This window comes from Streptomyces sp. NPDC012935 (genome assembly GCF_042900345.1).
Taxonomy (GTDB): Bacteria; Actinomycetota; Actinomycetes; order Streptomycetales; family Streptomycetaceae; genus Streptomyces.
The window spans coordinates 151,369-171,083 of sequence record NZ_JBIBBC010000003.1 but is presented as its reverse complement, the minus strand read 5'-3'; the positions used below and the strand labels follow the sequence as shown (position 1 = coordinate 171,083).

Here is a 19,715-nt window from a genome sequence, read left to right as displayed (position 1 = left end):
CCCCGCACGCCGTACCCCCGACCTGACCGAAGAGGCCCCCATGGACATGCGCTACACCCCCGAGCAGGCCGACCTCAAGCGCCGCGCCGCCGAGTACGCCCGCCTGCTGATGCGTTACGAGGACCAGTCCGAGCAGGCCGGCGGACCCCTGCCGCAGCAGCTGGTGACCGAACTGACCCGGGCCGCCATGGACGCCGGCGTCTACGCCATCAACATGCCCGCCGAATGGGGCGGCGCCGGACTCAGCCTCCTCGACCAGGTCATCGTCGAGGAGGAGTTCGGCAAGGTCACCAACTGCCTCTGGGACATTCCCTGGCGGCCCGCGAACGTGCTGGCCTACGGCGACGAGCGGCAGCGCGAGAAGTACCTGCTGCCCGTGATCCGCGCGGAGAAGTTCGACGCGTTCGCGGTGACCGAGCCGGGAGCGGGATCCGACCCGTCCTCGGGCACCTCCACGGCCGACCGCACCGACGGCGGCTGGGTGCTCAACGGCGAGAAGTGGTTCGTCACCTGCGGCGACATCGCCGACTTCCTGCTGGTGCAGGCGGACGCCGGACCCGAGCGGCAGCCGACGCTGTTCTTCGTGGACCGGGCCGCGCCCGGCGTCGAGATGACCCGGGTCCCGCACTTCATGCACTCCGCCGTCAACGGGCACCCCGAATTCACCTTCACCGACGTCTTCGTGGCCGACGAGGACGTGCTCGGCGGCGTCGGCAACGGCTACGAGCTCACCAAGGAATGGTTCACCGACGAACGCCTGATGATCGCGGCCCGCACGGTCGGCGCGGCCGAGCGCGCCCTGCAACTCGCCCGGGACTGGGCCGTGGAGCGCGAGCAGTTCGGGGCGCCGATCTCCTCGTACCAGCTCATCCAGGGCATGCTCGCCGACTGCGCCGTGGACATCGCCGTCAACCGTGCCTACACCCACCAGGTCGCGTGGGAGGCCGACCAGCCGGGCACCGACCGCAAGACGCTGCACGCGAAGGCCTCCACCGCCAAGCTCGCCGCCAGCGAGGCCGCCGGCCGGGTCGCCGACCGCTGTCTGCAGATCTTCGGCGGCCGTGGCTACGACCGCACCTACCCCGTCGAGCGCATGTACCGCGAGCTGCGCGTCGACCGGATCTGGGAGGGCACCTCCGAGATCCAGCGGCTGATCATCGCCAACGAGCTGATCAAGCGCGGCACGCGCGCCCTTGCCCTGCCCACGCCCTGACACCGCCCACCCGTCACATCACCGCACAGCGAGGACTTCCATGGACTTCCGTCTCACCCCGCGCCAGGTTCAGCTCAAGGCCGACGCACGCGCCCTCACCGACTTCATCGCCGGCTACGAGATCCGGTGCGAGGAGGACAACGGCCTGCCGGCCGACGCCCACACCAAGGTCCGTGACGCCGTGCTGGACGCCGGACTCCAGGCCGTCAACATGCCGGCCGAATGGGGCGGCGCCGGACTCACCATCGCCGAACAGGTCACCGTGCAGGAGGAGTTGGGGCGGCTCACCGGCGCCCTGTGGGACATGGTGTGGCGGCCCGCGAACGCGCTGCGGTTCTGCACCCCCGAGCAGCGCGAGCGCTTCCTCATCCCGGTGATCAACGGTGAGCGGCGCGACTGCTACGCCGTCACCGAGCCCGGCGCCGGCTCCGACCCGCAGAACCTGGCCACCACGGCGACGAAGAACGACCAGGGCTGGGTGCTCAACGGCGAGAAGTGGTTCGTGACCGTCGGCGACCACGCCGACTTCATGATCGTGCTCGCGGCGGCCGGCCCGGAGCGCGCACCGACCCTCTTCCTGGTCGACAAGGACACCCCCGGTATCGAGATGACGCGGGTTCCGCGCTGGATGCACACCTTCGTGTACGAGCACCCCGAGTTCACCTTCACCGACGTCCAGGTCGGCGAGGACGCCGTGCTCGGCGGCATCGGCGAGGGATACGACATCACGCGCTCGTGGTTCACCGAGGAACGCCTGATGATCGCCGCCCGCACCATCGGCGCCGCCGAACGGGCACTGGAACTCTCCCGTGACTGGGCCGTGCAGCGGGAGCAGTTCGGGGCGCCGATCTCCTCGTACCAGCTGATCCAGGGCATGCTCGCCGACTGCGCCGTGGACATCGCCGTCAACCGCGCCTACACGCACCAGGTCGCCTGGGAGATCGACCAGGCCTCGGCCGAGGACCGCAAGACCCTGCACGCCAAGGCGGCCATCGCCAAGCTCTCGGCGAGCGAGGCCTCGGGCCGGGTGATCGACCGGTGCCTGCAGATCCACGGCGGGCGCGGCTACGACCGCTCGTACGCCGTCGAACGGCTCTACCGCGAGCTGCGCGTGGACCGGATCTGGGAGGGCACCTCCGAGATCCAGCGGCTGATCATCGCCAACGAACTCATCAAGCGCGGCTCGGGGGTTCTGGACCTGCCCAGCGCCTGACCCGTACCGCCGCAGACCAGAAAGAGGGATTCGGATGACCGACATCAAGCGCGTGGGAGTCGTCGGCTGCGGGCTGATGGGCGCCGGCATCGCCGAGGTCTGCGCACGGGCCGGCGTACCGGTCACGGTCGTCGAGCGTGATGCGGAGGCGGCCCGGGCCGGCCGCCTCCGCATCACCCGCTCGCTCGACCGGGCCACCGCACACGGCAGGCTGAGCGACGAAGGACGGGAGACCGCCGAGTCCCTGGTCACCGTCGTCCATGAGATCGAGGCACTGCACGACCACGACCTGGTGGTCGAAGCCGTCGCCGAGGACGAGGCCCTCAAGATCGACGTCTTCACCCGCCTCGACCACGTGATCACCGGCGAGGACACGATCCTGGCGACCAACACCTCCTCCATCCCGGTCATCAGGCTCGCCACCGCGACGACCCGGCCCGACCGGGTCGTCGGCGTGCACTTCTTCAACCCCGTACCGGTCCTGCGGCTCGTCGAACTCGTGCCGTCGCTGCTCACCTCGCCCAGCACGGCGGCACGGGCCGATGACTTCGTGACCGGCACCCTCGACAAGGAGGTGGTCCGGACCCGGGACAAGGCCGGGTTCGTCGTCAACGCCCTGCTCGTGCCCTATCTCCTGGCCGCCGTCCGCATGGTGGAGTCGGGCAGCGCGACCGTCGAGGACGTCGACCGCGGCATGGTCCTCGGCTGCGCGCATCCCCTCGGCCCACTCGCCCTGACCGACCTGATCGGCCTGGACACCACACGCGCCATCGCCGAGTCGCTGTACGCCGAGTTCCGCGAGCCCCAGTACTCTCCACCCCCACTGCTGTCCCGGATGGTGGAGGCCGGGCTGCTGGGGCGGAAGTCCGGACGGGGCTTCCACGTCTACGACGCACAGGGCCGTCCCGAGGCAGCGGTACCGGCGGAGCGGCCGTGAGGGAAGATGGTCATGGCCTACGTCCACGGAACGAGGGGAGCCCGAGGGTGTCCACGAAGGTGCGCACGGCAGACACCCGCGAGCGCATCCTGACCGCGGCGTGCGAGGTCATCGCCGACATCGGGTTCGAGAAGATCCGGATGCGCATGGTCGCCGAGCGGGCCGGTGTGTCGACGGCGCTGCTGCACTACCACTTCGACACGCGCGAGAAGCTGTTCACCGAGGCGATGACCCACTCCTTCGCCAACACGGCCGTCGACGTCGAACGTGACGCGGAGACGGTCCCGGCGGCGGTCATCCTGGCCCGCATCCTGCGCAACCTGCTGCCCACCGACCCCCAGTTGACCCAGGACTGGCGGCTCTGGCAGGAACTGTGGGTCCGGGCGCTGCGCGACGAGACCACCCGGGTCTTCGCCGTCGACCTGTACGCCCAGCTGCACGCCTGGGTGGGGGACGCGGTGCGACGCGGTATCGCCTCCGGCGAGTTCACGCCGACCGACGTGGACGACCTCAGCACCCTCGTCCTGTCCCTCAGCGACGGCTACGGCATCCGCGTCATGCTGCGCGACCCCGCCGTCACCCTCGACACGGCGCTCGCCTCCATCTGGCGCCATGTCTCCACCGCGCTGGGCCTGCCGGCGACCGTGCCGACGGACTGACGTCCCCAACCCGAATGGCTCAGCCTCGCTGCGCCGGAGGAGGCGAGGGTGCGTGAGTGGTGTGAGCGTGGTGGAAGGGATGCGCGTGCACACTGCGACGAGGAGGCGCGATGGCGGCGGAGGGATGGGCCGAGGGCGGCACTGCGTGCGCTGACCCCGGAGAGGACGCGGACCTGCCGCCGGGCCGGTCCGGAGGCGTCTTCGAGCAGGTGAGCGCGGTCGCCGACGCGGTCCTCTACGAGGGCTACCTCCTCTATCCCTACCGGCGCTCCTCGGCCAAGAACCGTGTCCGATGGCAGTTCGGGGTGCTGTTCCCCCGGGACTGGGTGGAGTCGGACGGTCCCGTCGTCGCGGGCATCTCCGGCTCCGCGGACTCCTGGTACCAGCAGACCGAGTGCCTGCTGAGGCTCCGGCAGCCCGGCGCGGTCGTACGGGTGCGACTTCGCTGTCTGCAGATGCAGCGCAAGCAGGTCGAGGAAGCGGACCGGGACGGCGGACACCGCCCCGTCGAGTCGCTGCGCACCGACGACGGCACGACGCACCTGACCTTCGACGAGGCCGTGCCGCGCGAGTTCGATGCCGTGATCCCACTGGACGAGCTCCTGCAGCGTGAACACACTGTCGCGGTGGCAGCGCCGGCCGGCGAGGACGTCGAACCACTGCCGGGACACCCGGGCCGGGTGGTGCGGCGTCGCGAAGAGGTACGGGCGAGTCTCACCGTCGCCGCCGAGCGCCTCGCGCCGTATCTGTGCCGGCTCCGGGTGCGCACCACGAACACGGGACCCGCGCCGGATCCGCGAACCCCGCGCGACGAGGCGCTGCGCCGAGCGCTCATCGCCACGCACACCCTCATCGGCGGTGACGGCGTCGAGTTCGTCTCGCCGACCGATCCGCCCGCGGACCTGAGTGCCCATGCGAGCGCGTGCCGCAACGAGTTCACGTTCCCCGTGCTCGGCGGTGAGCCGGACGCGGTCGGCCGCGTCCTGCTGTCCGCCCCGATCATCCTGCCCGACCACCCTCAGGTCGCCCCGGAGAGCCCCGGCGACCTGCACGACGCGGCGGAGATCGACGAGATCCTCACCCTGCGCACGATGCTGCTGACCGACGAGGAGAAGCAGGAGGCGCGCGCCACCGACCCGCGGGCGGCCGCGATCCTCGACCGGGTCGACACCATGCCTCAGGAAGTCTTCGAGCGGTTGCACGGCGCCGTCCGCTCCCTGACGCCGTCGGCCACGCCGACCACCCAGGCCACCCAGGCCACCCAGGCCACCCAGGCCACCCAGGCCACCCAGGCCACCCCGGCAACCCTGGCGACGCCGCCCTCCGAACGCCCGGCCTGGTGGCAGGAGGGCGCCGACGACGGTCTCTCCCCGTCCACCGACACCGTGCTCGTGGACGGCGCAGCCCTCGGCGCGGGCAGCCGCGTAAGGCTCCGCCCACGCGGTCGCGGCGCCGACGCCCAGGACATGTTCCTGGCCGGGCGGACCGCCGAGGTCGCCGCCGTCTTCCACGACGTGGACGGCAGCGTGCACCTCGCCGTCACCGTCGACGACGATCCCGCGGCCGAACTGCACACCTGGTACGGCCGCTTCCTCTACTTCCGGCCGGACGAACTCGAGCCACTGGAGCCCGCTCCATCCAAAACCCCCCGCAGCGGAGGCCGATGACATGGCAACGCACAGCAGTACCGCCGAGGTCAGCAAAGAACCCAGTCGAGGCGAGGACCGAGAGGGCTTCGACGAGATCACCATCCTCTGGATCTCCGAGGGCATGAGCTGCGACGGCGACACCGTCTCCCTCACCGCCGCCGACCAGCCCTCCATCGAGGATCTGGTCCTCGGTCTGATCCCGGGCCTGCCGAAGGTGAACCTGGTCAACAAGGTGCTCTCGCCCAGTCTGGGCGGCGAGGACTTCCTTGCTCCCTACCGGGCCGCGGCGCGGGGCGATTTGTCACCGTTCATCCTCGTTATCGAGGGCTCGATCCCCAACCAGAACATCATCGAGGGCGACGGCTACTGGACGTCCTTCGGCAACGACCCGGAGACCGGTGAGCCGCAGACCCTGAACTGGTGGATCGACCAACTGGCCCCCAAGGCCTGGGCGGTGGTGGCCGCCGGCACCTGCGCCACCTTCGGCGGCATCCACGCCATGTCCGGCAACCCGACCGGCTGCATGGGCCTCGCCGATTACCTCGGCTGGGACTACACCTCCCAGGGCGGCCTGCCCATCGTCAACGTGCCCGGCTGCCCGATCCAGCCCGAGAACTTCATGGAGACCCTGGTCTGGGTCCTCTACCACGCCGCCGGCTCCGCGCCACCGCCCCCGCTGGACCACATGCTGCGCCCGCAGTGGCTGTTCGGCAGGACGGTCCACGAGGGCTGCGACCGCGGCTCGTATTACGAGCAGGCCAGCTTCGCCAAGGACTACAACTCGCCCAAGTGCCTGGTCAAGACGGGCTGTTGGGGTCCGGTCGTCAACTGCAACGTGCCCAAGCGCGGCTGGATGGCCGGCATCGGCGGCTGCCCGAACGTCGGCGGCATCTGCATCGGCTGCACGATGCCCGGCTTCCCCGACGCGTTCATGCCGTTCATGGACGAGCCCCCGGGCGGCACGCTGTCGTCCCTGGCCATCAAGCCGTACGGGGCCGTCATCCGCAGGCTCCGCGGCATGACGAACGAGCTGGTCAACCACGAGCCCAGGTGGCGCCACAACAAGCGCAAGCTGACCAGCGGATACGACCCGCACTGGCGCCCCTGATGGCGCTCCGCGCGCAGGTCCGCAAGCCGCACGACCTCCACCTCACGACCCACCCGCACATCACCGACAGCGAGGGGCAGCACCGCAGATGACCACCACCGAGGCCCGGCCCACGGAGCGCAAGCCGCCACAACTCGTGGACATGTCCTGGGATCCGATCACGCGGATCATCGGGAACCTGGGCATCTACACGAAGATCGACTTCGCCAACCGGGAAGTCGTGGAATGCCACAGCACCTCATCGCTCTTCCGCGGCTACTCCGTGTTCATGAAGGGCAAGGACCCGCGCGACGCGGGCTTCATCACGTCCCGGATCTGCGGCATCTGCGGCGACAACCACACCACCTGCTCCGACTACGCGCAGCAGATGGCCTACGGCGTCAAGCCGCCCCCGCTGGCCGAGCACATCGTCAACCTCGGCGAAGCGGCCGAGTACATGTTCGACCACACGATCTTCCAGGACAACCTCGTCTTCGTGGACTTCTGCGAGGCGATGGTCAAGGCCACCAACCCCGGACTGCTGGCCCGCGCGGAACGCACCGAGGCGCCCCGCGGGGAGATCCACGGCTACCGCACGATCGCCGACATCATGAAGGCCTTCAACCCCTTCGAGGGCGAGGTCTACAAGGAGGCCCTGAAGGTCAGCCGGGTCACCCGCGAGATGTTCTGCCTGATGGAGGGGCGGCACGTCCACCCGTCCACGCTGTACCCGGGCGGCGTCGGCACGATGCCGCAGCCGACCGCCTTCACCGACTACCTCGCCCGCCTGATGCGGGTCATCGACTTCGTGAAGAAGGCCGTCGCCATGAACGACGACGTCTTCGACTTCTTCTACGAGGCACTGCCCGGCTACGAGGAGGTCGGCCGCCGCCGCGTCCTGCTGGGCTGCTGGGGCGCCTTCCAGGACCCCAAGGTCGTCGACTACCGCTACGAGACGATGAACACCTGGGGCAAGGCGATGTACGTCACCCCCGGCATCATCGTCGACGGCGAACTGGTCACCAACAACCTCGTCGACATCAACCTCGGCCTGCGCATCATGCTCGGCAGCTCCTACTACGAGGACTGGGTGAACGAATCCCCCTTCGTCACCCACGACCCGCTCGGCAACCCCGTCGACATGCGCCACCCGTGGAACCAGACCACCGTCCCGGTGCCGCAGAAGCGCAACTTCGACGACAAGTACAGCTGGGTGATGAGCCCGCGCTGGTACGACAAGCGCACCGACCAGCACCTAGCCCTCGACACCGGCGGCGGCCCGCTGGCCCGGCTGTGGTCGACCGCGCTGAGCGGCCTGGTGGACACCCCCTACATCAAGGCCACCGGCCACAGCGTGCGCATCTCGCTGCCCAAGGGCGAGAGCCTGCCGGAGACGACCCTCGAGTGGCGCATCCCGCAGTGGAGCAACACCATCGAACGCGACCGCGCCCGGCCCTACTTCGTCGCCTACGCGGCCGCCATGGCCCTGCAGTTCCTGGAAGAGGCCATGGGGCTGGTGCGGGCCGGCGAGACCAAGGTCTTCGAGAACTACGAGGTGCCCGACGAGGCCATCGGCTGCGGCTTCCACGAGGCGGTCCGCGGTGTCCTCTCCCACCACCTGGTGATCAAGGACAAGAAGATCGCCAACTACCACCCGTACCCGCCCACCCCGTGGAACGCCAGCCCCCGCGACATCTACGGCACCCCCGGCCCGTACGAGGACGCCGTCCAGGGCCAGCCCATCTTCGAGGAGAACGGGCCGGACGACTTCAAGGGCGTCGACATCATGCGCACGGTCCGCAGCTTCGACCCCTGTCTGCCGTGCGGTGTGCACATGTACGTCGGCAAGGGCAAGACGCTCACCACCCTGCACTCGCCCACGTACGGGGCGAACCATGGCTGAGGCCGGTGCCGCCCGGCTGGCGGACCCGGACGTGGAGGCCCGGCTCGCCCGGCTCGACGAGCTGCTGGCGGGCCTGGAGTCCGCACCCGGCCCCACCACACGCTCCGCGACCGAGGCCGTGGGACTGCTGACCGAGGTCTACGGCGAGGCGCTGGCCCGCGTCATGGACCACGCGGACGGTCAGCTGGCCGAGCGCCTGGCCGACGACGAGCTGCTGGGCCACCTGCTGGTCCTGCACGATGTCCACCCCGAGCCCGCCGAGCGCCGGGCGGCCCGCGCGGTCGAGCGGCTGCGGCCCGCCGTACAGGAACGCGGCGGCGACGTGGAGTGGGCCGGTGTGGAGGGACAGGTGGCGCGCGTGCGCATGACGTCGGGCGGCGGATGCGGCTCCGGCTCCGGTTGCGGTGCCGGTGCTGGTGCCACGGACGTCACCGACGCGGTCCGCGAGGCGGTGCTCGCCGTGGCACCCGAGCTGACGGCGGTGGAACCGCTCACCGCGGCTGCTCCCGCACCCCCGCCCGCGTTCGTCCCGCTCGCCACGCTGACGCACCGGGGCGCACGGTGACCACCGACGGAGCCCTGGCCCGCCTCATCCGCTCCTCGGCCGACCGCACGGCGGCGGCCGGGGCGGAGGCGTGCGATCTGTGCGCCGCGCCGGTGCCGGACGAGCACGCGCACCTGTACGACACCGGACAGGACGAGGTGCGGTGTGTCTGCGGCCCCTGCTCGGTGCTGTTCGCCGGGGCCGGGGCGGGTGACGGCCACTACCGGCTGGTGCCCCGGCGCCGGATCCGGCTGCCCAAGGTCGACACGGCGGCGCTGGGCGTACCCGTCGGCCTGGTCTTCTTCGTACCCCGGGCGGACGGCACCGTCACCGCCCAGGGCCCGAGCCCGGCGGGCGCCATGCGGTGGGAGGTGGACGCGGCGGCCTGGCTCGGACTCGCCGAGACGTGTCCGCAGCTCGCCACCGTGGAACCCGAGGTTGAGGCACTGCTGGTGAACACCGTCCACGGCCTCGACCACCACTGGATCGTGCCGATCGACGACTGCTACCGGATGGTCGCGGTCGTACGCCGGGAATGGCGCGGGCTGTCCGGCGGCGGCCAGGTCTGGCCGGCCGTCGAGCGGTTCTTCGAGGACCTCACCGAACGGTCCTGAGCACGTACTCCGCAGGTCGGAGTCGAGGAAGGAGATCACCCCATGGGCAGCATCAGAGTGGGCCGGGCCCAGGCGAAGCCCGACACCCCCGGGCACGTGGCCGGCATGCACCAGGGCAACCGGGGGCGGTACAAGGACCAGAAGGGCCACCACGAGGACGGCACCGCCGACGCGCGCCGTTCCACCGGGATCCATTGGAAACGGCATGACGCGCTCGTGGAGACCATGCCGAACATCTCACCGGGATGAGAGACAGCAGGGAGTCGCCGCAATGAAGGTCCAACGAGCACAGTGGTCGGCTGCCACGGGCAGACGAGCCGGGATGAGCGGGCAGCGGGTGCTGATGGCCGAGGCCGCCTTGGCAGGCGGCTTGGTCCTCGCCCTGCTGGCCTGGGAATGGCCCAGCCTCAGGCGGGAGGCGCGGATCTGGCGGATGGCCGGCGGGTTCCGCGCCGGTCGCCGGTACCCGTGAGCCGGTTGTGCACGAACTGTCGATCGCGACCGCGATCATCGAGCGGGCCGGTGAGCTGGCCCGGGCGGACGGAACCGAGTCCGTCTCGGCGGTGACCGTGCGGGTCGGCGAACTGGCGGGTGTCGTCCCCGACGCCCTGGATTTCGCCTTCGAGGTGGCCCGCGACGGAACCCCTCTGGCCGAGGCGCGCCTCGTGGTCGAGCAGATCCCCGCGCAGGCCTGGTGCAGCCGGTGCGCCGAGGAGTTCCCGGTGGGCATGCCGCCGTTCTTCTGGTGCCCGCGCTGCGACGAGCCCTCCTCGGACCTGCGCAGCGGCCGGGAACTGGAGATCGCCGGCATCGAGCCGTTACCGGCCTCGGCATAGCGTGCGTGGGCCCCGCCGAACACGCTCGGCGGGGCCCACGCACGTCCGGACCTGATCAGCAGATACGCGGCAACTGCTCACCCAGCGGCAGATCCACCACCCGGGTCCCGCCGAGACCCGTCGCCACCACCACCATTCCAGGGTGGTCGGCGACGCACTCGCCGACCACAGTGGCCCCGGCGCCCTGCGGGTGGGCGCGCATCGCCGCGAGGACGTCCTCCGCCTCCGACGGGTGGACGAAGGCGACCAGCCGGCCCTCGTTGGCGACGTAGAGGGGGTCGAGCCCCAGGAAGCCACAGGCGTTCGCCACCGCGTCCGGCACCGGAATTTCCCGCTCCCGCAGCCGGACACCGGTTCCGGAGGCTCTCGCGATCTCGTTGAGGGACGCGCCGAGGCCGCCCCTGGTGGGGTCGCGCAGCACATGGATGTCCGGGGTGACCGCCAGCATGGCCGCCACCAGCCCGGCCAGCGGCGCGGTGTCGCTGGCCACCTCCACCCCGAACTCCAGCCCCTCCCGCACGCTCATGATCGCCACTCCGTGCAGGCCGATCGGCCCGCTGACGATCACGACGTCACCGGGCCGCGCGCGCTGGGGCCGGATGTCCACCCCGTCGGGCACGAGTCCCACGCCGGCGGTGGTGACGTACACGCCGTCGCCGTGCCCGGACTCCACCACCTTGGTGTCACCCGTGGCGATCGTGACCCCGGCGGCCTCGGCCGCGGTGCCCATGGCCCGGGCGATCCGCTCGACCACGGCCAGCTCCACGCCCTCCTCCAGCACGAAGGCGGCGGACAGGTACGCGGGCCTGGCACCGCTCATCGCCAGGTCGTTGACGGTGCCGTTGACCGCGAGGTCGCCGAGGCTGCCGCCGGGGAAGAACAGCGGCCTGACCACGTAGGAGTCGGTGGAGAACGCCAGCCGGGCGCCGCCCAGTTCGAGGACGGCGGAGTCCGCGAGCCCGGCCAGCGTGGCATTGCCGTAGGCGGGGGTGAAGACCTGCTCCATCAGTTCCGCCGACAGCGCACCGCCGCCGCCGTGCCCCATCACCACGACCCCCTGGTCACGCAGCGGGGCGGGGCAGGACCAGTTGGCCGGGTCGACCGTCTCGGCGAGTTGCTCAGGCAACGGGGTTCATCTCCTCCCGCGCGGCCCGGTCGGCCTGCGGCGTCGGGGCGTTCATGCGGCGGTACAGGTAGTAGGCCGCGCAGGCACCTTCGCTGGAGACCATCGTGGCGCCGAGCGGCGTGCGTGGCGTGCAGGTGGTGCCGAACGCGGCACACTCGGTCGGCTTGATCAGCCCCTGGAGGACCTCGCCGCTGCGGCACTCGGCGGGCTCCTCGGTTCGGATGCCGCTGACGTCGAAGCGGTGCTCCGCGTCGTAGGCACGGAAGGCGTCGGTCAGCCGCCAGCCGCTCCGCGGGATGCGCCCGATGCCACGCCAGTTCCGGTCGGTGACCTCGAACACCTCCTCGATCATGCGCACGGCGGCCGGATTGCCCTCCTCGCGCACGGCCCGCGGGTACGCGTTCTCCACGCGGTGCTCACCGCGCTCCAGCTGGCGCACCGCCAGGCGGATGCCCTCCAGGATGTCCAGCGGTTCGAAGCCGGTCACCACCATCGGAACGCCGAACCGCTCGGCGAGGGCCGGGTACTCGGCCGTCCCCATCACGCTGCAGACGTGCCCGGCGGCCAGGAACCCCTGCACCCGGCACTCGGGCGCCGTCATGATCGCCTCGATCGCCGGGGGCACCCGCACATGGGACACCAGCAGGCTGAAGTTGGTCAGGCCCAGCCGGCGTGCCTGGTGGACGGCCATCGCGTTGGCCGGGGCTGTCGTCTCGAAGCCGATCGCGAAGAACACCACCTCCCGGTCCGGGTTGCGGCGGGCCAGCTCCAGGGCGTCGAGCGGGGAGTAGACCACGCGTACGTCGCCGCCCTCGCCCTTGACCCGGAACAGGTCGCGGTCGGTGCCCGGCACGCGGAGCATGTCGCCGAAGGAACAGAAGATCACGTCGGGCCGCGAGGCGATCTCCAGCGCCTTGTCGATGACGTCCAGCGGCGTGACACAGACGGGGCAGCCGGGGCCGTGGATCAACTCCACCATCTCGGGCAGCAGCTGGTCGATGCCGTGCCGGATGATCGAGTGGGTCTGCCCGCCGCACACCTCCATCAGGGCCCAGGGCCGGGTGGCGGTGGCACGGATCTCGTCCAGCAGCCGCCGGGCGAGATCGGGGTCGTTGAACTCGTCGATGTACTTCACCGGGCCTCACTTCCGCTGTCCTGGCGCTGCGTCACCGCGGCGCCGCCCGCCTCCTTGGCCGCCTGCTCCCAGGCGTCCCCGAACTCCTCCTCCAGCAGCCCCAGTTCCTCGAAGAGCTTCAGGGAGGCCAGCGCCGACTCCTCGTCCAGGCGCTGGAGCGCGAAGCCGACGTGCACGATGACGTACTCACCCACCCGCACGTCGCTCACGTACTCCAGACACGCCTCTTTCTGCGCCCCACCGAAGTCGATCAGACCGGTGAGCGGGTCCGAGCTGTCGTCGATGGACACGACCTTGCCGGGCACTGCCAAGCACATGGGTCACTCCTTCTGTCGTTCGTGCGCCGCGACCACCAGCTGGCCGAGGGCCAATCCGCCGTCGTTCGGCGGGACTTCGCCGTGCCGGAGCACCGAGAAGCCGTCTCCGGTCAGCAGCCGCGTGCACTCCTCCTCCAGCAGCGCGTTGGCGAACACCCCGCCGCTGAGGGCGACGGTGGTCAATCCGGTGTCCTGGCGTGCCCGCCGGCAGACCGCCACGACGGCCCGCGCCACGCCGCGGTGGAAGCGAGCGGCGAGCACGGGGGCCGGGGTGCCACGGCGCTGATCTGCGATCAGTGCGCCGAGCACGGGCGCCGGGTCGTACACGCCGCCGACGAGCCCGAAGACGTACGCCGAGGTGTCGGCGTCCCAGGCCGCGGCGGCGGCTGACTCCAGCTCCATGGCGGCCTGCGCCTCGTACTGCGCGCGATGACACACGCCGACGAGCGACGACACCGCGTCGAAGAGCCGGCCCATGCTGGAGGTCGCCACACAGGCCAGACCGCGCGTCAACTGGCGCTCCAGCACGGCCAGTTCATCGGGAGCGCAGGCGGCCACGCTGTGCAGGTCCGTGTCCCAGCGCAGGCCTGCCGCCCACAGCCGCGCCAGCGCCAGGCGGCACGGGTTGGCCACACCCGCGTCGCCACCGGGGAGCGGGGCGGGGGCGAGGTGGCCGAAGCGCCGGAAGCCGTTGTAGTCGGCGAGCAGGATCTCGCCGCCCCAGACGGTGCCGTCGTCGCCGTAGCCCGTACCGTCGAAGGCGACGCCGATCACGGGGGTGCTGCCGTCGAGGCCGTGCTCGGCCATCGCCGAGGCGATGTGCGCGTGGTGATGCTGGACGAACACCGGGGAAAGCGCAGGCAGTTGCGAGGACCTCTGCCGGGCCCAGCGCGACGAGTGGTACCCCGGGTGCCGGTCGGCGGCGACGAGCTCCGGGCTGACGCCGGTCAGGGACCGCATCTGCGACTCCGCCCGCCGGGCCGCCTCCAGGGTGGCCAGCTCGCCCATGTCGCCGATGTGCGGGCCGAACCAGGCGTGATCGCCCTCGCCGAGGCACAGCGCGTTCTTCAGGTCGCCGCCCACGGCGAGCGCGGGCCGCACCGCGACCGGCAGACGCAGGGGACGGGGCGCGTATCCCCGGGACCGGCGCAGCACCTGCTCCGTGCCGTCGGGACGTACCCGCAGCAGGGAGTCGTCGCACGGCGACGCGATGGGCCGGTCGTGGGCCAGCCAAGCGTCGGCGAGACCGGCCAGCCGGGTCAGGGCCTCGTCGTCGTCCGTGACGATCGGCTCCCCCGAGCGGTTGCCGCTCGTCATGACCAGCGCCCGCGGGCCCGGCGGATCGCCGGGCAGGCCGAACAGCAGGGCGTGTACGGGGGTGTAGGGCAGCATCACGCCCACGTGCGGGCTGCCGGGGCAGACCCCGGGCGCGACGATGTCGTGCTCCGAGCGCCGGCGCAGCAGGACGATGGGGCGCCGTGGGCTGGTGAGGGCGGCCGTCTCGGACGCGGACGGCACGGCGATCCGCCGCACGACATCGAGGTCCGCGCACATCACCGCGAACGGTTTGCCGCCACGTGCCTTGCGGGTGCGCAGCCTGTCGACGGCGCGCCCGTCGGTGGCGTCGCACGCCAGGTGGTAGCCGCCGAGGCCCTTGACGGCGACGATCCCTCCGGCGGCGAGCAGCGCCCGCGCCGCTGTCAGGGCATCGGCGTCCCGCGCGGGCCGGACCCCGCTCCCGGCAGCGGGCACCAGACGCAGCCGGGGGCCGCAGTCGGGGCAGGCCACGGGCTGGGCGTGGAAGCGGCGGTCGCCGGGATCGCCGTACTCCCGGGCGCAGTCGGGACACATCGGGAAGCCGGACATGGTCGTGACCGCCCGGTCGTACGGCATGCCCGTGGCGATGGTGAAACGCGGCCCGCAGTGCGTGCAGGTGACGAACGGGTGCCGGTGGCGGCGATCGGCCGGATCGGCCAGCTCCCGCAGACAGTCGGCGCACGTCGCCGTGTCGGGCGGCAGGAGCGTGCGGCCGGGGGAGCGGTCGGTGGAGCGGATGGTGAAGGTGCCGTCGGCACCCGTGACGGGCAGTTCCTCGAATCCGACGGCGGTGACGGAGGCCAGCGGCGGGGGCTGGGCGGCCAGCCTTTCGCAGAAGTCGACGACGCCGTCCGGCGGGCCCTCCACCTCGATGAGGACGCCGCTCGCCGTGTTGCTCACGAACCCTGCCAGGGCGAGATCGGAGGCCAGGCGGTGTACGTACGGGCGGAAACCGACGCCCTGCACCGTGCCGCGCACGGTGACGCGGCGGCGAACCGCCTGTGTGGTGGGCGCCGTCACGAGACGCGGCCGGCCGCGAGGCCGGAAGCGGCGTCCTCAGGCGTGTGGCCGTGGGTGTGGGTGGGGGTCTGGCTGTGGCTGTGGCTGTGGGGACGGGGCGCCAGCGGAGGCCGGTGGACCGCGGCCCCGTCCCGCACCGCGAGCACCCGGTCGAGGAGGGTGTCCACCCCGTCACCCGTCCGGGCGCAGGAGAACATGAGCTCCACCCCGGGGTTGACCCGCTGGATGTTGGCGGCGAAGGCGGCCTGGTCGAAACCGGCGGGGCCGGCCAGGTCGGTCTTGGTGAGCACCACCAGATGGGCGGAGCCGAAGGCCGTGGGGTACTTCAGCGGCTTGTCCTCGCCCTCCGTCACCGCCATGAGCACGATCCGCAGGCTCTCGCCGAGGTCGTAGGAGGCCGGGCAGACGAGGTTGCCGACGTTCTCCACGAAGAGCAGCGACGTGCCCTCCGGCAGCCAGCTCTCCACATGCCCGCGCAGCTGCCGGGCTTCCAGATGGCACAGCCCGTCGGTCAGCAGCTGTTTCACCGGCGCTCCCGAACGGGCGAGGCGGTGGGCGTCGTTGTCGGTCGCCAGGTCGGCGGTGAGCGCGGCCACGGGGATGCCCCGCTCGACCGCCCTGGCCAGCACCCGCCCGAGCAGTTCCGTCTTGCCGCTGCCCGGGCTGGACAGCAGGTTGGCCACGCTCACACCACGCCGGGCCAGTTCCGCGCGCAGGCTCGCGGCCAGATCGTCGTTCTTCGCCAGGACGGCCTGAGTGACCTCGTCCACGGAATCGCACATGCGCGCTGCTCCCAGCGGGGGATCGGGGGTTCGGACCGCTATCGATCCTCCGCGCCCTTCGCCACCAGGCGGGGGAGACCGGCCGCGCACGGGCCCGTGGATTCCTCCGGGCGGCTCAACGGGGGCGTGGCGTTCGGGTCGGCGAGCAGCGCCGGGACCATCACGTGCAGCGCGGCGACGGCCCGCCCGATGGCGTCGCGCACGGTCTCGCTGATGCCCGGCGCGATGTCCTCGTCGCCGCGCAGCCGCAGCTCGGGCTCGCAGGCCAGGACGAGGACGCGTGGCAGCGGCTCGTCGCCCAGGTGGGTGGCCAGTGCAAGGACCTTCGCCGGGTCCATGCCGTGCGCCTCGGGAACGGGCCCGCCCGCGGTGCCGTCGGGAAGCTCCGGCTCGATCAGGGACAGGGTGCCCGGCTCGTGTCCCCGGACGGACGCGTCGACCAGTACGGCCGTGTCGTAGCCGTCGAGCAGCTCGTACGCCAGGTCCATGCCGCGGATGCCGAAGTCCCGCACCCGCACCTCGGGCGGCAGGGGGCGCCGGTCGAGGGCGCGGATCACCTCGGGGCCGAAGGCGTCGTCCGCGAGGAAGATGTTGCCGACGCCGGCCACCAGCAGGCGTGTGCTCATCGCGCGCCCCCGGTGGCCAGCGGGTTGGCCGAGCCGCTCGGCTGCTTGCGGACGAAGGCCGAGCGCAGGGCGTGGTACGGGGCACGCGGGTCGAAGAAGATGGCGCGCATGCGGGCGAGTTCGTCCCGCCGGTACTCGCCGAGCGGTTGCCGCGCCTCGTCCGCCTGCCGCGCCGCGGCCTTCGCGGCGATCCGGGCCGCGAGGTCCGGGGCCTCGGCGAGGGCGGCAGCCATGTGCTCGACTTCCCCGGTGAACTCCTGTGCCGGGACCGGCACCAGACGGTCCACCAGCCCGATCCGTGCGGCCGCCGCCGCGCTCACCGGCAGTGCCTCGGTCGTGAGCCGCGCTGCCGTCCCGGCTCCGGTGCGGCGCGGCAGGGTGTACGTCCAGTACTCCGATCCGTACAGGCCCATGCGCCGGTAGTGCGGGTTCAGGACGCTGCCCGTGCGGCACCAGACCTGGTCGGCGGCCAGGGCGAGCATCACGCCGCCGGCTGCCGCGTTGCCGCCGAGGGCGGCGACCACCAGGCGGTCGGTCGTGCGCAGTACCGCCTCGACCAGGTCGTTCATGGCGTTGAGGTTGGCCCACGACTCGCCCGCCGGGTCGGGCGACGCCTCGATGACGTTCAGATGGATGCCGTTGGAGAAGAAGTCGCGGGTTCCACCGAGCACGAGCACCGAGGTGGGACGGGTGAGCGCGCGCCGGTATGCGGCGAGCAGCCTGCGGCACTGGTCGGTGCTCATCGCCCCGCCCGGGAAGGAGAAGGACAGGAAACCGACCTCGCCGTGCTGCCGGTAGCGGATGTCGGTCCAGGTGGTGCGCTCCGCGGGCAGTTCGAGCGGGGCGGCGTCCTCCGGCAGCCAGTGCGGGCCGCCGTCATGGCGTGGTGCCACCTGCCTGCTGCCGGGCGGAACCGGGAAGCCGGCGAGCACCGAGGCCGCGGGGCGGCGGAACGGCGCCGGGTCGCCGGAGTTCTTGCGGGGGCGCAGCTCCGGGATCCACACCGCGCCGTCCCGGGTGGCCCGGCAGACCGCGCCGCACCGCGTCGCGAGCAGTGCGCCGGGGCGCCCGCGCAGTCGGTCCTCGCCGTGCCCGCCGTGCAGGAACACTTCCCTTCCGCACAGCTCGTCCAGGACACCCGGCTGTGAGTCGGCCCCGCGGAGCTTGCGCAGCACCTTCGCGGTGCTGTCGTTCTCCCAGTCGATCCGTCGCCGCTCCTGGCGGAGGAAGTCGCGCCACACCACCGCAATCGCGGGATCGCTCTGTGCCTTCGGCTTGAACGATCCTTCGGCGAATCGTTCCACCGCCAGCAGGACGGCGGCCGCGGCGGCGTCGGAGGCCTCGTTGCGGTACAGGTCGCTCTTGCCGACCGGCGGCACCGGGAAGGACCCGTCCGCCCAGATGTCGCCCGCGTCCATCGCCGCCTCGGCCTGAAGCACCGTCACCCCCCAGCGCGTCGCCTCCTCACCGATCGCCCAGTCGAGGGAGGACGGGCCGCGGTCGCCGGGTGGGCCCGGATGCACGATCAGACAGGTGTGCTCCTGCCACACGTCCTCCGGCAGCGCCGTCTTCAGCATCGGAGCGATGACCAGCTCCGGCCGCGTTTCGCGTACGGCGGCGCGGACCGCTTCGGGTCCGTGCGAGGCGAGTACGACCCCAACCCGGTGTCCCTGGTCGGACAGTTCGGCGTACACACGCTGGGACAGGCTGTTGAACGCGCTGGCGACGAGCAAGATGTCCATGACATGGCATGTTCGCCGGTCGGGGGAGGGCCGCGAAGGACCACGGCGGCGTTTCGCGCGTCGCCGGAGGTTCCCGTCCGCCATCCGGAGCGCATTTCCGCCCGGGTCGGGCGGCTGGCGGCGCTGCCCACCTACCCGAACGGGGTGGTCTCCAGCAGTTCGCCGGCCATTCGCCGCGCAGGCAGCTCGGTGTGCTCGGCGACGCGCCGGAAGGTCTCCTGAGCCGCACGGGCCGGCCACTCGGCGGGAAGGTGCCGGGCGGGCAGCCTCGGGTCCGTGCGGATGGTCCAGAGCCATTCGCTGACCAGCCGCAGCCGGGTTCCGATCGGGTCGTCCCCGGGCCCCGCGTCGAGGTGTGCGGTCCACCGCTTGTCGAAGGTGACGTAACGAGCGGCGATGCTCTCCAGGTCCCAGGTGCCGTGGATCATCTGCGCGATGTCGGTGCTGTCGTCCGCCAGGGCGTGGAAGATCTTGACGTGGTCGGCCAGATCGAGCTCCGAGACCACGGCGGCGACGTCGACCTTCCCGGGGGCGATCCACAGCCCGCTGTACAGCGCACCGAATCCGGACCAGGCCAGCCGGGAGCGCAGGTCGTGGCGCCGGCGTTTCCAGGAGTCGGGGAGGGAGAAGCCGAGCAGGGTCCAGGAGCCGTCCCAGTCGTCGTTGACCGCCCCCTGCTTCCAGATGCGGGTACGGCCGTCCTCGAGGACGCGCGTCGCCTGCGGGGTCAGGCCGAAGAACATCTTGCGGCCCTCGCGCCGGCGCCGCAGCAGACCGCGGTTGACCATGCGGGTGAGTGTGGAGCGTACGGCCTGTTCACCGACCCCCACTCGGCCGAGCACCTCGATGATGCTGCCCGAGTAGACGCACAGGTCACCTTCGTCCAGGACGTGATTGCCGAAGAAGGCGAGCATGAGCGACTGCGGGCGCGGCTGCGGGCCCTCCGAGGTGACCGGGGTGTCCAGGATGTCGTCGTCCTCCACGGTGCACAGCGT

The 19,715-nt window shown here is 71.6% G+C and carries 20 protein-coding genes; 12 read left to right on the top strand and 8 right to left on the bottom strand.

Annotated elements, in window-relative coordinates; genetic code table 11:
• Positions 1–40 precede the first annotated feature (40 nt).
• From ACFY5C_RS09690 to hypA, 12 genes are all read left to right on the top strand, one after another.
• Positions 41–1,213 carry an acyl-CoA dehydrogenase family protein gene (locus ACFY5C_RS09690; RefSeq protein WP_389442586.1) on the top strand — a complete coding sequence of 391 codons (1,173 nt, stop codon included), beginning with the start codon at positions 41–43 and terminating at the stop codon, positions 1,211–1,213.
• Between the two features lie 40 nt (positions 1,214–1,253).
• A complete protein-coding gene (locus ACFY5C_RS09685; RefSeq protein WP_389442584.1) occupies positions 1,254–2,426 on the top strand; it encodes an acyl-CoA dehydrogenase family protein in 1,173 nt (390 codons plus the stop codon).
• A 34-nt stretch (positions 2,427–2,460) separates the two neighbouring features.
• Positions 2,461–3,363 carry a 3-hydroxybutyryl-CoA dehydrogenase gene (locus ACFY5C_RS09680; protein ID WP_389442582.1) on the top strand — a complete coding sequence of 301 codons (903 nt, stop codon included), beginning with the start codon at positions 2,461–2,463 and terminating at the stop codon, positions 3,361–3,363.
• A 47-nt stretch (positions 3,364–3,410) separates the two neighbouring features.
• Entirely contained in the window at positions 3,411–4,022 is a 612-nt protein-coding gene (locus ACFY5C_RS09675) for a TetR/AcrR family transcriptional regulator (RefSeq protein WP_389442580.1), read from the top strand.
• A 110-nt stretch (positions 4,023–4,132) separates the two neighbouring features.
• Positions 4,133–5,689: a hypothetical protein gene (locus ACFY5C_RS09670; protein WP_389442578.1), complete on the top strand. Its 1,557-nt coding sequence runs from the start codon at positions 4,133–4,135 to the stop codon at positions 5,687–5,689.
• A 1-nt stretch (position 5,690) separates the two neighbouring features.
• Entirely contained in the window at positions 5,691–6,779 is a 1,089-nt protein-coding gene (locus tag ACFY5C_RS09665; RefSeq protein ID WP_389442576.1) for a hydrogenase expression protein HypE, read from the top strand.
• Between the two features lie 88 nt (positions 6,780–6,867).
• A complete protein-coding gene (locus tag ACFY5C_RS09660) occupies positions 6,868–8,661 on the top strand; it encodes a nickel-dependent hydrogenase large subunit (RefSeq protein WP_389442573.1) in 1,794 nt (597 codons plus the stop codon).
• On the top strand, positions 8,654–9,226 hold the full coding sequence (locus ACFY5C_RS09655; RefSeq protein ID WP_389442571.1) for a NifU family protein: 573 nt from the start codon (positions 8,654–8,656) through the stop codon (positions 9,224–9,226). Before ACFY5C_RS09660 ends, ACFY5C_RS09655 begins: the two co-directional genes overlap by 8 nt.
• Positions 9,223–9,819 (top strand): DUF5947 family protein, encoded by a 597-nt coding sequence (locus ACFY5C_RS09650; protein WP_389442568.1) that lies wholly within the window; start codon positions 9,223–9,225, stop codon positions 9,817–9,819. The genes ACFY5C_RS09655 and ACFY5C_RS09650 overlap by 4 nt, the downstream gene beginning before the upstream one ends.
• A 42-nt stretch (positions 9,820–9,861) precedes the next feature.
• Positions 9,862–10,068, top strand: a complete 207-nt coding sequence (locus tag ACFY5C_RS09645; RefSeq protein WP_328429662.1) for a hypothetical protein — start codon at positions 9,862–9,864, stop codon at positions 10,066–10,068.
• Between the two features lie 22 nt (positions 10,069–10,090).
• Positions 10,091–10,291 (top strand): hypothetical protein, encoded by a 201-nt coding sequence (locus ACFY5C_RS09640; RefSeq protein WP_389442567.1) that lies wholly within the window; start codon positions 10,091–10,093, stop codon positions 10,289–10,291.
• Between the two features lie 7 nt (positions 10,292–10,298).
• Positions 10,299–10,655: a hydrogenase maturation nickel metallochaperone HypA gene (gene hypA / locus ACFY5C_RS09635; RefSeq protein ID WP_389442565.1), complete on the top strand. Its 357-nt coding sequence runs from the start codon at positions 10,299–10,301 to the stop codon at positions 10,653–10,655.
• A gap of 55 nt (positions 10,656–10,710) precedes the next feature.
• Here hypA and hypE read toward each other — a convergent pair whose 3' ends face one another.
• The 8 genes from hypE to ACFY5C_RS09595 all read right to left on the bottom strand — a co-directional run bounded on the left by hypE (position 10,711) and on the right by ACFY5C_RS09595 (position 19,703).
• Complete coding sequence (hypE, locus tag ACFY5C_RS09630) at positions 10,711–11,781, bottom strand: hydrogenase expression/formation protein HypE (RefSeq protein WP_389442562.1); 1,071 nt, start codon at positions 11,779–11,781, stop codon at positions 10,711–10,713.
• Positions 11,774–12,916, bottom strand: a complete 1,143-nt coding sequence (gene hypD, locus ACFY5C_RS09625; RefSeq protein WP_389442559.1) for a hydrogenase formation protein HypD — start codon at positions 12,914–12,916, stop codon at positions 11,774–11,776. The genes hypE and hypD overlap by 8 nt, the downstream gene beginning before the upstream one ends.
• A complete protein-coding gene (locus ACFY5C_RS09620; RefSeq protein ID WP_389442557.1) occupies positions 12,913–13,233 on the bottom strand; it encodes a HypC/HybG/HupF family hydrogenase formation chaperone in 321 nt (106 codons plus the stop codon). The genes hypD and ACFY5C_RS09620 overlap by 4 nt, the downstream gene beginning before the upstream one ends.
• A 3-nt stretch (positions 13,234–13,236) precedes the next feature.
• Complete coding sequence (gene hypF / locus ACFY5C_RS09615) at positions 13,237–15,570, bottom strand: carbamoyltransferase HypF (protein WP_389442555.1); 2,334 nt, start codon at positions 15,568–15,570, stop codon at positions 13,237–13,239.
• On the bottom strand, positions 15,567–16,352 hold the full coding sequence (gene hypB, locus ACFY5C_RS09610; RefSeq protein ID WP_389442553.1) for a hydrogenase nickel incorporation protein HypB: 786 nt from the start codon (positions 16,350–16,352) through the stop codon (positions 15,567–15,569). Before hypB ends, hypF begins: the two co-directional genes overlap by 4 nt.
• Before the next feature lie 38 nt (positions 16,353–16,390).
• On the bottom strand, positions 16,391–16,978 hold the full coding sequence (locus ACFY5C_RS09605; protein ID WP_389442551.1) for a hydrogenase maturation protease: 588 nt from the start codon (positions 16,976–16,978) through the stop codon (positions 16,391–16,393).
• On the bottom strand, positions 16,975–18,720 hold the full coding sequence (locus tag ACFY5C_RS09600; RefSeq protein WP_389442548.1) for a hydrogenase maturation protein: 1,746 nt from the start codon (positions 18,718–18,720) through the stop codon (positions 16,975–16,977). The genes ACFY5C_RS09605 and ACFY5C_RS09600 overlap by 4 nt, the downstream gene beginning before the upstream one ends.
• Before the next feature lie 131 nt (positions 18,721–18,851).
• Positions 18,852–19,703 (bottom strand): PaaX family transcriptional regulator C-terminal domain-containing protein, encoded by an 852-nt coding sequence (locus ACFY5C_RS09595; RefSeq protein ID WP_389442546.1) that lies wholly within the window; start codon positions 19,701–19,703, stop codon positions 18,852–18,854.
• Between the last annotated feature and the right edge of the window lie 12 nt (positions 19,704–19,715).

Bases quoted from the DNA above. Each gene is read 5' to 3' on its own strand.
- ACFY5C_RS09690 (WP_389442586.1), top strand. From the start codon at position 41: ATGGACATGCGCTACACCCCCGAGCAGGCCGACCTCAAGCGCCGCGCC.
- ACFY5C_RS09685 (WP_389442584.1), top strand. From the start codon at position 1,254: ATGGACTTCCGTCTCACCCCGCGCCAGGTTCAGCTCAAGGCCGACGCA.
- ACFY5C_RS09680 (WP_389442582.1), top strand. From the start codon at position 2,461: ATGACCGACATCAAGCGCGTGGGAGTCGTCGGCTGCGGGCTGATGGGC.
- ACFY5C_RS09670 (WP_389442578.1), top strand. From the start codon at position 4,133: ATGGCGGCGGAGGGATGGGCCGAGGGCGGCACTGCGTGCGCTGACCCC.
- ACFY5C_RS09665 (WP_389442576.1), top strand. From the start codon at position 5,691: ATGGCAACGCACAGCAGTACCGCCGAGGTCAGCAAAGAACCCAGTCGA.
- ACFY5C_RS09660 (WP_389442573.1), top strand. From the start codon at position 6,868: ATGACCACCACCGAGGCCCGGCCCACGGAGCGCAAGCCGCCACAACTC.
- ACFY5C_RS09655 (WP_389442571.1), top strand. From the start codon at position 8,654: ATGGCTGAGGCCGGTGCCGCCCGGCTGGCGGACCCGGACGTGGAGGCC.
- ACFY5C_RS09645 (WP_328429662.1), top strand. From the start codon at position 9,862: ATGGGCAGCATCAGAGTGGGCCGGGCCCAGGCGAAGCCCGACACCCCC.
- ACFY5C_RS09640 (WP_389442567.1), top strand. From the start codon at position 10,091: ATGAAGGTCCAACGAGCACAGTGGTCGGCTGCCACGGGCAGACGAGCC.
- ACFY5C_RS09620 (WP_389442557.1), bottom strand. From the start codon at position 13,233: ATGTGCTTGGCAGTGCCCGGCAAGGTCGTGTCCATCGACGACAGCTCG.
- hypB (WP_389442553.1), bottom strand. From the start codon at position 16,352: ATGTGCGATTCCGTGGACGAGGTCACTCAGGCCGTCCTGGCGAAGAAC.
- ACFY5C_RS09605 (WP_389442551.1), bottom strand. From the start codon at position 16,978: ATGAGCACACGCCTGCTGGTGGCCGGCGTCGGCAACATCTTCCTCGCG.
- ACFY5C_RS09600 (WP_389442548.1), bottom strand. From the start codon at position 18,720: ATGGACATCTTGCTCGTCGCCAGCGCGTTCAACAGCCTGTCCCAGCGT.